We start from the raw sequence: 14,814 nt of genomic DNA, 5'->3' as shown, positions 1-14,814 counted from the left end.
ATTACTACTTTAAAAATAAAAAAGCATCCAAGTTTTATAGTAAACTTGGATGCTTTTTTTTTTATTATAAAACTAATAAATACGCTAGCCATTTATTAACGTATGGTTTTTTTGGCCTTTTTCTTTCGCTTATAATGGGTTTGCTTTAATTGATCATTACCAGTAATAATACTGATGTTACCATCTACTTCTAACATGGCTAATTTTACTTCTTTAAAATGTTCTACGCCATGTTCTCTCATGGCTTCCCTTAACTCTTCAGAGGTAATATTGAGTCGGCTTAAGGTTTTGAATTCTAAGGTACCGTTGTGAACTAGTATCTCAGGTTTGTTTTGAATAAAACTATTAAGCTGTGGAAACCTAAACATTAGCTTTTTCAAAGCAAAATTTATAGTAAATAGGGCAGTAGCTGCAACAAGGCCGCCATACAGACTGTCATTAGCACCTACCATGGCATTTTGAACGGAATTACTAATGAGTAATATCAAAATGACATCAGTAGTATTGAGTTGGGATAATTCTTTCTTCCCAAAAACGCGTAAGGCTATAACCATAAAAAAGTAGACCATAGCACTGCGAAAAATAATATCGAGGTATTGATCCACTTTTTTAAGTTTAGATTGTTGCTATTATTTTATAAAATCGAATAATTTATAATCTTGTTTTGAAGTTTTTTTCAATGGCTTTGATCATTTCTCCAGCTATATCTTTATTAGTTGCTCCTTCAATTCCTTCTAGACCGGGAGAAGAATTCACTTCTAATAGCAATGGCCCTTTTGAAGAACGAATGATATCTACTCCAGCAACTTTTAAGTCCATCGCTTTGGCTGCTTTGATAGCAATCTTTTTCTCTTCAGGAGTGGCTTTAATAACAGAAGCCGTTCCACCTAAATGAATATTTGCTCTAAATTCACCAGGCATCGCCTCACGTTGTATCGTGGCCACCACTTTTCCATCAATTACAAATAGACGCAAATCTTTACCATTAGCCTCTTTGATGAACTCTTGCACTAAGATGTTAGCATTGACGCTTTTGAAAGCATTAATCACACTCTCAGCAGCTTTTTTAGTCTCAGCAAGAACTACACCTTTTCCTTGTGTTCCTTCTAATAATTTCACGATTAAAGGCGAACCTCCAACCATCTTAATCAAATCATTAGTATCCAGTGGTGAGTTTGCAAATCCTGTAGTAGGAATCCCAATACCACTATTTAAAAGTAGTTGAAGTGAAAATAATTTATCTCTGGACTGTGTAATCGCATTTGCTGAATTTAAACTGTATACTTTTAATGCTTCAAACTGACGTGTTAACGCACAACCGTAAAAAGTAATACTTGGTCTAATTCTAGGGATTATTGCATCAAATTGATTTAATATGATTCCGCCTCTATAATGAATTTCAGGAGTTTGCGCATCTAAACGCATATAACATTCTTTGATATTCAAAAAGTGCATTTCATGACCACGCATTTCTCCCGCTTCCATGATACGTTTGTTACTATATAATTCAGGATTACTTGCCAAAACTCCAATACGTAGTCCCGTAGTGGCTTTCTCTGAATTTTTATATAATTCTTTTAAATTATCGGTGGTTGGTTGTCCTAAAAGATATTGCTTTTCAGGATCAACAAGAACTCTTCCGCTCATGGCTTCTCTACCTAAAAGCATTCTAAAACCCATCGAGTCACGATTGGTAAGTGTCATTTCAATTGGCCACTTAGAATCGCCAATTTCTAAGGAAGTCTGGATAACATAGCGTTGTTCTCTAAATCCACTAGAGCTTTTTACTATTCTTTTATCTACTAAAGGAGCCTCGCAATGAATAACGGTTTTAAGATTGTTTTGTATCGGGTTGATATCAAACTTAACCCAGTTAGTATCGTTTTTAATAAAAGGAGCAATGTTAATTGCATGCAGCGCAGATGTTTTTGCACCTGAATCTACACGAGCTTTTATCGTTGGAATACCTAATTCCGGAAACGAACACCACTCTTCACTACCCAGGATAACTTTGTTTAAAGACATATATAGATTTTGTTAATTCAGTTTTATAAAAATCAAATGTAAATATTTGTTTTTAAAAATAAGGCGAATTTATGTAAAGAATAAACCCGTTAGCTTATAAAAACGTAACGGGTTTGTTATTAATTGTTTAATTCTATTTTAAGGCAAGTTTGTAGGCTCTTCAGCTTTGTGAACTTTTACGGTTAATTCTTGAGCTCCTTCTTCAATATCCATAAATATTTCATCACCAGAAGCAATTTTTGAAGTTATAATTTCTTCAGCTAATGCATCTTCAACGTATTTCTGGATTGCTCTTTTAAGTGGTCTTGCGCCAAATTGCTTATCGAAACCTTTCTCAGCAATAAATGCTTTTGCTTTATCAGATAATTTTAATTGGTAACCTAATTCAGCAATACGAGCATACAGTTTTTTCAATTCAATTTCGATAATTAAATCAATATCATGTTTCTCTAATGCATTAAATACGATTACATCATCAATTCTATTTAAAAATTCAGGAGCAAATGTTTTCTTTAGAGCATTTTCAATGATACTTTTCGAATTGTCATCTGCTTGCGCAACTTTGGCAGCAGTTCCAAAACCAACCCCTTGACCAAAGTCTTTCAGTTGTCTCGCTCCTACGTTAGAAGTCATGATGATAATCGTGTTTTTAAAGTCAATTTTTCGACCTAAACTATCAGTTAAATAACCATCGTCAAGCACTTGTAATAACATGTTGAAAACATCTGGATGTGCTTTTTCAATCTCATCCAGTAGTACTACTGCATAAGGCTTTCTTCTAACTTTTTCAGTTAATTGTCCTCCTTCTTCATAACCTACATATCCTGGAGGCGCTCCCACTAATCGTGAAATGGCAAATTTCTCCATGTATTCACTCATGTCAATACGAACTAAAGCATCTTCAGAGTCGAATAATTCTTTGGCTAAAACTTTAGCTAGTTGTGTTTTACCAACTCCAGTTTGTCCCAAGAAGATAAATGAACCAATAGGTCTGTTAGGGTCTTTTAAACCTGCTCTATTTCTTTGAATTGAACGAGCAATTTTTAAAACGGCTTCTTTTTGACCTACAACTTTGCTTTCAATAAGCTCAGGTAGTTTGGCTAATTTGTTGCTTTCTGTTTGTGCAATACGATTCACAGGAATCCCTGTCATCATAGAAACAACATCAGCAACATTATCTTCAGTTACTTGAATTCTATTGTTTTTAGCATCTTCTTCCCATTGTTCTTGGGCAATGGCTAGTTCTTTTTCAATGCGTTTTTCATCATCTCTAAGTTTAGCCGCTTCTTCATATTTTTGCTTTTTAACAACAGCATTTTTTAACTCACGAATTTCTTCCAGTTGACGTTCTAAATCGAGAATCTTTTTAGGAACCTCAATATTAGTAATGTGAACGCGAGAGCCTGCCTCGTCTAAGGCATCAATAGCCTTGTCTGGTAAAAAGCGTTCTGACATATAACGATCAGTTAATTTAACACAAGCTTCAATTGCTTCTTGTGAATAAATAACATTGTGGTGATCTTCGTATTTATTTTTTATGTTGTTTAATATTGTTATCGTTTCTTCAACAGAAGTTGGTTCTACAATAATTTTTTGGAAACGTCTCTCTAACGCGCCATCTTTTTCAATATACTGTCTGTATTCGTCTAATGTTGTGGCACCAATACATTGAATTTCTCCTCTAGCTAATGCTGGCTTGAACATATTAGATGCATCTAGTGAACCTGTAGCTCCACCAGCTCCTACGATAGTATGGATTTCGTCAATAAAAAGAATGATATCATCATTTTTTTCTAATTCATTCATTACCGCTTTCATGCGTTCTTCAAACTGTCCTCTATATTTTGTTCCAGCAACTAAACTGGCAAGATCAAGAGTTACTACGCGTTTATTGAATAAGATGCGAGAAACTTTCTTTTGAATGATACGTAACGCTAAACCTTCGGCTATGGCAGATTTACCCACACCAGGCTCTCCAATTAGTAATGGATTGTTCTTTTTACGTCTGCTTAGAATTTGGCAAACACGTTCAATTTCTTTCTCACGACCTACAACTGGATCTAGTTTTCCTTCCTCGGCCATTTCTGTTAAATCACGACCAAAATTATCTAAAACAGGTGTTTTGGACTTCTTATTAGATTTATTGGCGGGATTATTAAAATTACCTTCTTTAAGACTGTCATCTTGTCCTAAGTCATCGTTATATGAGTCTGTTGCTCTTGGTAAATTTTCCAAGAATTCTTCTTCGTTAGGTGTCATATTTATATATTGTTCTTTGGCTACATCATAATCAATTTTAAGTTTATTAAGTAGCTTGGTTGTTGGATCGTTTTCGTTTCTTAAAATGCATAACAATAAATGCGCAGTGCTAACAGAAGAACTTTGAAAAACTTTTGCTTCTAGAAAAGTTGTCTTAAGTGCTCGTTCTGCTTGACGTGTTAAGTGTAGGTTTTTTTTCTCTGAATTTATATCTGTTCCTGGTGTTGCAGGGCTTAGTATTTCTACCTTTCTACGCAAATGATCTAGGTCTACAGATAGGTTATTAAGTATTTGTATTGCTTTGCCGTTACCATCCCTAAGAATGCCCAGCATTAAATGTTCGGTTCCAATGAAGTCATGACCCAGTCGTAAAGCTTCTTCTTTACTGTAGGTAATAACATCTTTTACTCTTGGTGAAAAATTATCATCCATAATATATATTTAGTAAATGTAAATTTAGTGAATTAGTAGTTTAAAAACAAAAACCGTTCCTTAACATCATCTGTCAGCTAATTGACAAAAAAAAGAGGAAATAAGCTAATATAAGATTAAAATTAGTAAACAAAAGCAGGGATAATTTTGTTAATAAATCATTTAAATTTGTAGTTCAAAAAGCTTTCAAAAATTTCAAAAAGCCGTATATTGGCACGTTTTGAAACTAATATAATTTTTTAATATAACAACTTATGTCTGAAGGAGAAAAGTTAATTCCTATTAACATAGAAGATGAAATGAAATCAGCTTACATTGATTATTCGATGTCAGTAATTGTATCAAGAGCGCTTCCAGATGTTAGAGATGGTTTAAAACCTGTACATCGAAGAGTTCTTTACGGAATGTATGATTTAGGAGTTTTTTCAAATAAAGCCCATAAAAAATCCGCTAGAATTGTCGGAGAAGTTTTAGGAAAGTATCACCCACACGGAGATACCTCTGTTTATGATGCCATGGTTCGTATGGCTCAAGAATGGAGTTTGCGTTATTTATTAGTTGATGGTCAAGGTAACTTTGGATCTGTAGATGGTGATAGCCCAGCTGCGATGCGTTATACTGAGGCTAGAATGCGTAAGATTTCAGAAGAAATAATGGCTGATATCGAAAAGGAAACTGTTGATTTTCAACTGAACTTTGATGATACTTTGTATGAGCCAAAAGTAATGCCCACACGTGTTCCTACCTTATTAATTAATGGTGCAACAGGAATCGCTGTTGGTATGGCTACTAACATGCCACCACACAATCTTACAGAGGTTATCAATGGTACACTTGCTTACATGGATAACAATGATATTGAAATCGATGAGTTGATGACGCATATCAAAGCTCCAGATTTTCCTACAGGTGGTGTTATATATGGTTATGAGGGTGTACGTGAAGCGTTCAAAACAGGTAGAGGTAGAGTAGTAATGCGTGCCAAAGTTGGTTTTGAAGAAGTGGATGGTAGAGAATGTATTATCGTAACAGAAATACCTTACCAAGTGAATAAAGCAGATATGATCAAACGTACTGCCGACTTAGTAAATGATAAAAAAATTGAAGGAATTGCGAATATTCGTGATGAGTCAGATAGAAATGGTATGCGTATCGTTTATATCTTAAAACGTGATGCAACTCCTAATGTTGTTTTAAATACCTTATATAAATACACACAATTACAATCTTCTTTTAGTGTCAATAATATTGCCTTAGTGAAAGGTCGTCCACAAATGTTGAATCTTAAAGATATGATTCATTATTTTGTTGAGCACCGTCACGATGTGGTAACTCGTAGAACGCAGTTTGAATTGCGCAAAGCAGAAGAAAGAGCTCATATATTAGAAGGCTTGATTATTGCATCGGATAATATTGATGAAGTAATTGCGTTAATCAAAGCATCTAAAAACACAGAGCAAGCTAGAGAGAAATTAATTGAGAGATTCAAATTATCTGATATTCAGGCTAGAGCAATCGTAGAAATGCGTTTGCGTCAATTAACGGGTCTAGAACAAGACAAGTTAAGAGCAGAGTATGATGAGATCATGAAATTGATTGATCATTTAAGAGCTTTATTAGCTGATGTTAATTTGAGAATTGCTTTAATCAAAGAAGAGTTAGAAGAAATTAGAGAGAAATACGGAGATGAGCGTCGTTCTATAATTGAATATTCGGGCGGAGATGTAAGTATCGAAGATTTAATTGCGGATGAAAATGTTGTAATTACAATTTCGCATGCAGGATATATTAAACGTACTAATTTATCTGAATACAAAACTCAAAATAGAGGTGGAGTAGGGCAAAAAAGTGCAGGAACAAGAGATCAAGATTTCTTAGAACACATGTTTGTGGCGACTAACCATCAATATATGATGTTCTTTACCCAAAAAGGAAAATGTTTCTGGATGCGTGTTTATGAAATACCAGAAGGAAATAAAACAGCTAAAGGTAGAGCAATTCAAAATCTTATTAATATTGAGAGCGACGATAAAGTAAAAGCATTTATCTGTACTCAAGATTTAAAAGACCAAGATTATATTAAGAGTCATAACTTAGTTATGGTAACTAAGAAAGGTCAAGTAAAGAAAACTTCTTTAGAGAAATATTCTAAACCGAGAGTTAATGGTGTTGCTGCGATTACTATTAAAGAAGGAGATGAGTTATTAGAAGCAAAATTAACGAATGGCGAAAGCCAAATCATCCTTGCTGTTAAGTCAGGGAAATTAGTTCGTTTTGAAGAAACTAAGACACGTCCAATGGGAAGAACAGCTTCTGGAGTACGTGGAATTTCGCTTAAGGATGATAACGATGAAGTGATTGGCATGGTTACTGTAGATAAAGATGCAGTAAATGATTCTCAAGTTTTAGTCGTTACAGAAAACGGTTACGGAAAACGTACTAAATTAGTTGATGAAGACGGAGAAGATGTGTACCGTATTACAAACCGTGGAGGTAAAGGTGTGAAAACATTAAACATTACTGAGAAAACGGGACAATTGATTTCTATTAATGCTGTAACGGATGCTGATGATTTAATGATTATTAATAAATCAGGTTTAACAATTAGAATGGCTATTGAGGACTTACGTGTTATGGGTCGCGCTACTCAAGGTGTGAAACTGATTAACTTAAAAGGTAAAGATTCTATTGCAGCTGTAACTAAGGTAATGAAAGATGATGTTGAAGAAGTTATCGTTGATGAAGATGGTAATGTTGTCGAAGTAGAGGTAATAGAAAGAGTTAAACCTGTTTTAGAAGAGTTAGTCGATGAAGGATCAGATGACGATGATGATGATTCAGAAGAAGACGAAGTGGAAGAGGATGAAATCGATGAAGAGGAAGACGATTCAGACGATGACGCTTAATATAATTAATAATAAAAAAGAATAATTTTAAACAAAAAGGGAATATTATGAAAGGTAAATATGTAATACTTGCATCAGCTTTATTGGTATCAGTAGCTACTTTTGCTCAAAAAGATGAAATCAAAGCTGCTGAGAAAGCTCTTAAAAAAGGAGAAGCTAAAGAGGCTGTAACTATTTTACAAGGGGCTGAATCGCTAATTGCAAATGCATCTGATTCTGAGAAAGCGCAGTTTTTCTTTGTAAAAGGAAATGCTTATTTAGAATTAGCTGATAAAAATATCGAAGCAGATAAAAACTTGTCGCTAGCTTCTGCAGCTTATTTGAATTTAATTGATGCTGAAAAAGCTTCAGGTAAATCTAAGTATTCAACTGAGGCAGCTAACTCTATTACAAAAATCAAATACAAATTGATTAACAATGCTATTGCTGATTCAAAAGCGGAGAAGCATGCAACAGGTGCTAAGAAATTATACGATGCTTATTTATTAGATAAAAAAGACACCTTAAACTTGTATTACGCTGCATCTACTTACATTAATGCACAAGATTATGATAATGCGTTGAAGTTGTATAATGAGTTAAAAACAATGAACTATTCTGGAAAAGGAACTAATTATTTAGCAGTAAATAAACTGTCTGGAGAAGAGGATCTTTTTAAAACTGCTCAAGAGAGAGATAGAATGGTGAAAATGGGAACTCACGAAAAGCCAACAACAGAGGTTTTACCTTCTAAAAGAGGAGAAATATATAAAAATATTGCTTTGATTTTGGTTCAAAACGGTAAAATTGATGAGGCTAAAAAAGCGATTGCTGATGCTAGAAAAGCTAATCCTGAGGATTCTTCATTACTTTTAACAGAGGCTAATTTATATTTAGAGACTAAAGATTATGAAACATATAAAAAGTTAATCAACGAAGTATTGGTTCAAAATCCAAACGATGCTGATTTGATCTTTAATTTAGGTGTACTTAGTGCAAATGCTAAAAATACTGCTGATGCTGAAAAGTATTATGCTAAAGCAATTGAAATTAACCCTAAATATTTGAATGCTTATATTAATATGGCAGCTTTGAAGTTAGAAAACGAAAAGCCAATTATTGATGAAATGAATAAATTAGGAACTTCTGATAAAGACATGAAGCGTTATGCTGTTTTGAAAACACAAAGACAAAATGTTTTTAAAGGAGCGATACCTTACCTTGTTAAAGCTCTAGAAGTGGATCCAAAAAATGAAGATGTATCAAGAACTCTTTTAGGGGTTTACAGTGCATTAGAAATGACTGCTGAGAAAAAAGCATTAGAAGCTAAAATGAATCAATAGTTCTAATTGATTGAATATAAAAAAAACCTATCTGAATAAGATAGGTTTTTTTTATGATTAAATTATTTTCTTAATAACTCTAAGCTTGTGCGTGTGTTTATTAGTTTCGGCATTGTAGATTCCTAGATGATCTAGCCTGTCGATTCTTACTTTTCCACTAGCGTGAATGATGTAGTTGTTCTCCATAATAATGCCTACATGGATAATGTTTCCTTCGTCATTATCAAAAAAGGCCAAATCCCCAGGCTCACTTTCTTCAATAAAACTTAAAGCTTCTCCTTGAGTTGCTTGTTCTGATGCGTCTCTTAAAAGCTTATAACCATTAAGTTTGTAAACCATTTGTGTGAAACCAGAACAGTCAATTCCAAAAGGAGTTTTGCCTCCCCATAAATAGGGTGCATTTAGATATAAGAAAGAAGTGTTGATAAGGTGTTTCTTCTCTTTTACTCCATTTACCTTAGTTCCTTCAAAATCAAATTTAGCCGTATTGATTTCACTATGGTTTAAAAAGGATAATGAAGAACCTAATGGAATAGGCATTAATAAATTTGATGGACCGGTGATGTATTCGATCAAATCAGCATTCAAAATTATAGTATCCTCAGATAGTAAGTTGTAATTGGTTTCAGAAATAAGTTGGCATTGTTTAGAGTCAATCCAGCCTTCATAGCCATCATATCCCATTTTTATGCGATACCACTGTTTTGATTGTTCTATAACTTTAAAATGTTCTCCAAATAGTAGTTGAGAAACAATTTCGCTTTTATCACTTGCTTCGAAGCGAAGTGGGATTATAGCCAGATTACAAATTCCGAACATTTAACTTTCTTTATGAGTTTGGAGCAATGCTTTAAATTTAATTGTATCAAAAGCATTACTCCGAAAATTTATAATTATTTAGGCTCTTTCAATAATAATAGCAGAAGCTCCTCCACCTCCATTACAAATGGCTGCGGCTCCAACTTTAGCGTTGTTTTGTTCTAGAACATTTAATAAGGTAACAATGATTCTAGCTCCTGAGCATCCTAAAGGATGACCCAATGAAACAGCACCACCATTAACGTTTACTTTATCATTATCTAATCCTAGGATTTTTGAATTGGCTAAACCTACAATAGCAAAAGCTTCGTTAAACTCAAAATAGTCAACATCGTTGATTGAAATTCCAGCTTTGTCTAGTGCTTTTGGTAATGCTTTTGATGGACTTGTTGTAAACCATTTTGGTTCCTGTGCCGCATCAGCATAACTTTTTATATAAGCTAAAGGTTTTAAACCTAATTCTAATGCTTTTTCTTCGCTCATTAATATTAGTGCTGCTGCACCATCATTTATTGTTGAGGCATTAGCTGCAGTAACTGTTCCTTCTTTTGTGAAAACAGCGTTAAGTGTAGGGATTCTGTCAATTTTAACATTGGTAAATTCTTCATCTTTAGAGATGATTATAGGATCTCCTTTTCTTTGTGGAACGGCAACGGGAACGATTTCATTGTCAAATTTCCCAGCTTCCCAAGCTGTAGCCGAACGGTTGTATGATTGAATAGCGTAATTATCTTGATCTTCTCTACTGAACTTGTATTCAGAAGCACATAAGTCAGCGCAAACTCCCATTGCGTTGTTGTCATAGGCATCTGTAAGTCCGTCTTTTTGCATTCCATCAACCATAGTTGCTGGACCAAATTTTGTTGCTGTACGTAAATGCATGTAATGCGGAATCATACTCATGTTTTCCATACCACCTGCTACAACAATTTCAGCATCGCCACATTGAATAGCTTGTGCTGCATGCATAACCGACTTCATTCCAGAAGCGCAAACTTTATTTATGGTAGTGCAAGCAACAGTTTCGGCTAAGCCAGCATAAATAGCTGCTTGACGCGCAGGAGCTTGTCCTACACCAGCCTGAACTACGTTGCCCATAAAAACTTCATCAACTAATTTTGGATCTAAATTTATTTTATCTAAAGCTCCTTTAATAGCAATAGCCCCTAATTTTGGTGCTGATACTGTAGATAATCCCCCCATAAAACTTCCGATAGGTGTCCTAACGGCAGAAACGATAACAACTCTTTTGTTCATAACTTATATAATGTTGGTTTATGTAGCAAATTTAAACATTTTTGGACAAAATCTGATTTTCATCGCCGTATTATATTTTGATTAAAATAAAACTAAAATTAATTTGTTGCTATATGTTTGATTGTGAATAGTTTTTAAAATAATGTGCAAAAACATTAAAAAAAATCGCAAAAATAGTTGTGAGAAACTCAAACATGTCTTAAGTTTGCAACCGCAAAACGAGACACGTTCTCTGAGCTTGGAGGGGTGCCAGAGTGGTAATGGAGCAGTTTGCTAAACTGTCATCGAGTGATCGGTGCCAGGGTTCGAGTCCCTGTCCCTCCGCTTATTATTTTATAGGGATGTAAAATATTAAAAAAGAATGTTTTGTTTTTCGGGGTGTAGCGTAGCTCGGTTATCGCGCCTGCTTTGGGAGCAGGAGGCCGCAGGTTCGAATCCTGCCACCCCGACTAGATTATTTACACGAGCAATGGAGGCATAGCTCAGCTGGATAGAGCACCTGCCTTCTAAGCAGGCGGTCGAAGGTTCGAATCCTTCTGCCTTCACTTAAAAACCCACTGTTTTCAGTGGGTTTTTTGTATTTTATACTTTTGCATTAGCAATGACAATTAGAAAACTGGAAAAGAAGTACTGTTATGAATAAACAAAAAACTCCCATAGGAGTTTTTTAGTTTGTATGAGGTTATTTAAATTATGCCTAAGTCTTTTGCCATTGCTACAAGATGTACTGTGTTATTAGCTTTAAAATATATCTTGAGTTTGTTAATGTGTTTTTCAATGGAGCTTTTACTGTGAGGAGTAATTCCGGCTTTCTTAAACTCTTCTTCCATTTTTTCCTGCGCAATTCCCCATGACAGGTGTTTAATTATCTGCACATCATAATCGTTTATCTCGTTTGTAGTCTTGTCTTGTAAGATATGATTGAGTTCTGGTGTTTTAGTAAGCGTGTCATTTAAAAAAGCTTTTGTTATAGCAGTTTTAAGTTCAGAGATTGTATTTCGTCCTTTCATTACATAGCCGTCAATATGAAACTGATCAAATAAAAGTTTAATTTTATAAGGCCTGTCTTCAATGGAGAATGCAATAATTTTTATAGAAGGAAACAATTTTTTCACTTCATCTATTAACTCTTCTCCAGAATTCAGTTTATTTACTTGATGGTCCGCTTTGAACGATAAATCGGTTATGAGTAACTCGTATGGTTCATTATCAATAAATGATTTTTTTATTTTTAACAAGGCTTCATCACAGTATTTAGCATAATCGATTGTGGCTACGTTAAGTTCTTTCAGTACTTGAGCTGCGCCTACATCATTAAAATCAATATCATCAGCAATTATCACTTTTGTAAACATATACTATATTTTTTTACTTTTATTATTTAGAAATTAACTATTGGCTTAAAGTTGTTCTATCTAGAGCTTCAAAAGTACTACTTTCGATTGTTGCTTGAATACGGTTTCCCGCATTATGATATTTTTTTTGTTCACAAGGAATAGTGGAGAATTGGTAACTGTACAATGGCTAGTGGGAAAATTAATTTTCTAAATAATTTGTAACTAGTCCAAATGAAAAAGCTCTGATGGTGTAGATACTGTAAAGCAGTTTTAGGAATAGTTTAACTGCTAAAAGTATTTATAATAACAAAAGGGATTTATTTTTACATAAAAGGAGGAATTAGCTGAATTAGGCCAGATAAACATTTCTTCTATTGCTATTAATTATTTTAAATGGTTACGTATGAAATTAAATAATCCAAAACTTCTTAGAGACAAAGCATTTATTAATGGTCAATGGGTAGCAGCTAACTCACAATTAACTTTTGAAGTTAAAAATCCTTTTAACAATGAAGTGATTGCCAATGTAGCTGACTGTAGTGCTATCGAAGTCCAAAAAGCTATAGAAAAGGCTAATACTGCATTTATTGACTGGAAAAAAACCTCTGCAACAGAACGGGCTGGGTTACTAAGGAAATGGTTTGATTTACAGATTGAGCATGCTGAGGATTTAGGTAAAATACTGACTTGGGAGCAAGGTAAACCATTACAAGAAGCAATTGGAGAGATTAAATACGGAGCTTCTTTTGTAGAATGGTTTTCTGAGGAAGCTCGTAGAGGGTATGGAGACGTTATCCCTGGACATCAAAGAGATAAAAGAATTATAACGTTAAAACAACCCATTGGAGTAGTGGCTCTGATTACGCCTTGGAATTTTCCAAACGCAATGATTACAAGAAAGGTGGCACCTGCTCTAGCTGCAGGTTGTACTGTCGTTATTAAACCTCCAAAGTTAACACCTTTGTCTGCGCTGGCTTTAGCAGTTTTAGCAGAAGAGGCTGGAATTCCAGCTGGAGTGATTAATATTGTAACAGGGAGCGACTCTAGCTTGATAGGGAAAGAATTGTGTAAGAGTACAATTGTAAAAAAATTATCTTTCACAGGCTCAACAGCTGTTGGAAAAATATTGTTAGCACAATGCGCTGCGACAGTTAAGAAAGTTTCTATGGAACTAGGAGGAAATGCACCTTTCATCGTTTTTGAAGATGCTGATATTGATGCAGCTGTAGAAGGTGCGATGATTTCTAAATATAGAAATGCAGGCCAAACCTGTGTATGTACAAATAGATTTTATGTGCAAGAATCGGTTTATGGCAGTTTTGTCAAAAAGTTGACGGCTAGGGTCAAAGAAATGAAGATTGGTAATGGGTTTGAAAAAGATGTTATTATAGGGCCATTAATAGAAGAAAAAGCGGTTGCATTTGTAGAAGAAATTGTAAAAGATGCTCGAAGCAAAGGTGCAAATTTAGTAATTGGCGGGAAAAGAATTCCGGACTCACTTGTATTTGAACCTACTATTTTGACAAATGTTAATAAGGATATGCTGTTGTTTCATGAAGAAATTTTTGGACCTGTAGCTTCCATTTTTAAATTCAAAACCGAAGAAGAGGTTATCGACCAAGCCAATGATACTCCTTTTGGCTTAGCATCTTATTTTTACGGAAGAGATTATGCCAAAATTTGGCGAGTAGCTGAAGCATTAGAATATGGAATGGTGGGTATAAATACAGGACTTATATCTACAACTGTCGCTCCCTTTGGAGGTATTAAAGAAAGCGGTTTTGGAAGAGAAGGTTCTAAGTATGGAATGGAGGATTACCAAGAGATTAAATATTTATGTTTTGGTGGGGTTGAATAAATAAAATACATAATAAAATATAGATTATAATAGTATGGAAATACAGAAGCTTATAAGGGCGAGAAGATCAGTAATGCCCGATCAATATATTGATAAGGAAATACCCAAAGATATAATTAATCAAATTTTAGCAGCGGCAAATTGGGCGCCTACACACAAGAAAACAGAACCTTGGCGTTTTAAAGTGATTTCTGGTGACGCTAAAGCAAGATTGGGGGAGTTTTTAGCTGAAAAATTCAAAGAGACGGCAACTACATTTTCTGAATTTAAATACAACAAACTAAAAGAGAACCCTAAGAAAGCAGCAGCTATCATTGCAATTTGTATGCAAAAAGATGCAAAAGAAAGGGTACCGGAATGGGAAGAAGTAGCAGCGGTAGCAATGGCTGTTCAAAATATGTGGTTAGTGGCTACTGATTTAGAGATAGGTTCCTACTGGAGTTCACCTGCTTTAATTGATGAAATGGGAAGCTTTTTTGATTTTAAGGATGGTGAAAAATGTTTAGGCTTTTTCTATATGGGGTATTATCACACGCCATCACCCGATAGAACTCCCGGTGCAATCGAGGATAAAGTGACTTGGTTACAATAAAAACAGC

At 34.5% G+C, this 14,814-nt stretch carries 10 protein-coding genes and 3 tRNA genes; 7 read left to right on the top strand and 6 right to left on the bottom strand.

The features are described 5' to 3' along the window. Positions 1-95: 95 nt before the first annotated feature. The 3 genes from ACEN2K_RS06850 to ACEN2K_RS06840 all read right to left on the bottom strand — a co-directional run bounded on the left by ACEN2K_RS06850 (position 96) and on the right by ACEN2K_RS06840 (position 4,716). A complete protein-coding gene (locus tag ACEN2K_RS06850) occupies positions 96-605 on the bottom strand; it encodes a DUF421 domain-containing protein (RefSeq protein ID WP_441758583.1) in 510 nt (169 codons plus the stop codon). Positions 606-651: 46 nt separating this feature from the next. Then, the gene (rimK, locus tag ACEN2K_RS06845) at positions 652-2,025 is read right to left on the bottom strand and encodes a 30S ribosomal protein S6--L-glutamate ligase (protein ID WP_441758582.1); all 1,374 of its coding nucleotides are present in this window, start codon (positions 2,023-2,025) and stop codon (positions 652-654) included. 138 nt (positions 2,026-2,163) lie between these two features. Beyond that, complete coding sequence (locus ACEN2K_RS06840; protein ID WP_441758581.1) at positions 2,164-4,716, bottom strand: ATP-dependent Clp protease ATP-binding subunit; 2,553 nt, start codon at positions 4,714-4,716, stop codon at positions 2,164-2,166. A 254-nt stretch (positions 4,717-4,970) separates the two neighbouring features. Between ACEN2K_RS06840 and gyrA the strand changes: the two genes are divergently transcribed. Both gyrA and ACEN2K_RS06830 read left to right on the top strand, forming a co-directional pair. Beyond that, complete coding sequence (gene gyrA, locus ACEN2K_RS06835; RefSeq protein ID WP_441758580.1) at positions 4,971-7,622, top strand: DNA gyrase subunit A; 2,652 nt, start codon at positions 4,971-4,973, stop codon at positions 7,620-7,622. Positions 7,623-7,669: 47 nt separating this feature from the next. Beyond that, positions 7,670-8,944, top strand: coding sequence for a tetratricopeptide repeat protein (locus ACEN2K_RS06830; RefSeq protein ID WP_441758579.1), 1,275 nt, complete (start codon positions 7,670-7,672; stop codon positions 8,942-8,944). Between the two features lie 57 nt (positions 8,945-9,001). On the opposite strand, the gene ACEN2K_RS06825 is transcribed toward ACEN2K_RS06830, so the two are convergent. Further along, positions 9,002-9,763 carry a C40 family peptidase gene (locus ACEN2K_RS06825; RefSeq protein ID WP_441758578.1) on the bottom strand — a complete coding sequence of 254 codons (762 nt, stop codon included), beginning with the start codon at positions 9,761-9,763 and terminating at the stop codon, positions 9,002-9,004. A gap of 78 nt (positions 9,764-9,841) precedes the next feature. Then, entirely contained in the window at positions 9,842-11,020 is a 1,179-nt protein-coding gene (locus ACEN2K_RS06820) for an acetyl-CoA C-acyltransferase (protein WP_441758577.1), read from the bottom strand. A gap of 240 nt (positions 11,021-11,260) precedes the next feature. Here ACEN2K_RS06820 and ACEN2K_RS06815 point away from each other — a divergent pair. The 3 genes from ACEN2K_RS06815 to ACEN2K_RS06805 all read left to right on the top strand — a co-directional run bounded on the left by ACEN2K_RS06815 (position 11,261) and on the right by ACEN2K_RS06805 (position 11,565). Then, positions 11,261-11,344: transfer RNA gene (locus tag ACEN2K_RS06815), tRNA-Ser, on the top strand. A gap of 50 nt (positions 11,345-11,394) precedes the next feature. Further along, a tRNA-Pro gene (locus ACEN2K_RS06810) sits at positions 11,395-11,469 on the top strand. 22 nt (positions 11,470-11,491) lie between these two features. Further along, positions 11,492-11,565: transfer RNA gene (locus tag ACEN2K_RS06805), tRNA-Arg, on the top strand. Between the two features lie 141 nt (positions 11,566-11,706). Here ACEN2K_RS06805 and ACEN2K_RS06800 read toward each other — a convergent pair. Next, positions 11,707-12,375, bottom strand: a complete 669-nt coding sequence (locus ACEN2K_RS06800) for a response regulator (protein WP_441758576.1) — start codon at positions 12,373-12,375, stop codon at positions 11,707-11,709. 385 nt (positions 12,376-12,760) lie between these two features. Here ACEN2K_RS06800 and ACEN2K_RS06795 point away from each other — a divergent pair, with 385 nt between their 5' ends. Together ACEN2K_RS06795 and ACEN2K_RS06790 are read left to right on the top strand one after the other, a co-directional pair. Continuing rightward, complete coding sequence (locus ACEN2K_RS06795; protein WP_441758575.1) at positions 12,761-14,215, top strand: NAD-dependent succinate-semialdehyde dehydrogenase; 1,455 nt, start codon at positions 12,761-12,763, stop codon at positions 14,213-14,215. Between the two features lie 34 nt (positions 14,216-14,249). Next, positions 14,250-14,807 (top strand): nitroreductase family protein, encoded by a 558-nt coding sequence (locus tag ACEN2K_RS06790; protein ID WP_441758574.1) that lies wholly within the window; start codon positions 14,250-14,252, stop codon positions 14,805-14,807. The last annotated feature ends 7 nt before the right edge of the window (positions 14,808-14,814 follow it).

Source organism: Flavobacterium sp. W21_SRS_FM3 (assembly GCF_052113625.1).
Classification (GTDB): domain Bacteria; phylum Bacteroidota; class Bacteroidia; order Flavobacteriales; family Flavobacteriaceae; genus Flavobacterium.
The sequence above is the reverse complement of the archived record's forward strand: the minus strand, read 5'-3'. Positions and strand labels throughout refer to the sequence as shown.

Bases quoted from the DNA above. Each gene is read 5' to 3' on its own strand.
- rimK (WP_441758582.1), bottom strand. From the start codon at position 2,025: ATGTCTTTAAACAAAGTTATCCTGGGTAGTGAAGAGTGGTGTTCGTTT.
- ACEN2K_RS06840 (WP_441758581.1), bottom strand. From the start codon at position 4,716: ATGGATGATAATTTTTCACCAAGAGTAAAAGATGTTATTACCTACAGT.
- gyrA (WP_441758580.1), top strand. From the start codon at position 4,971: ATGTCTGAAGGAGAAAAGTTAATTCCTATTAACATAGAAGATGAAATG.
- ACEN2K_RS06830 (WP_441758579.1), top strand. From the start codon at position 7,670: ATGAAAGGTAAATATGTAATACTTGCATCAGCTTTATTGGTATCAGTA.
- ACEN2K_RS06825 (WP_441758578.1), bottom strand. From the start codon at position 9,763: ATGTTCGGAATTTGTAATCTGGCTATAATCCCACTTCGCTTCGAAGCA.
- ACEN2K_RS06820 (WP_441758577.1), bottom strand. From the start codon at position 11,020: ATGAACAAAAGAGTTGTTATCGTTTCTGCCGTTAGGACACCTATCGGA.
- ACEN2K_RS06800 (WP_441758576.1), bottom strand. From the start codon at position 12,375: ATGTTTACAAAAGTGATAATTGCTGATGATATTGATTTTAATGATGTA.
- ACEN2K_RS06795 (WP_441758575.1), top strand. From the start codon at position 12,761: ATGAAATTAAATAATCCAAAACTTCTTAGAGACAAAGCATTTATTAAT.
- ACEN2K_RS06790 (WP_441758574.1), top strand. From the start codon at position 14,250: ATGGAAATACAGAAGCTTATAAGGGCGAGAAGATCAGTAATGCCCGAT.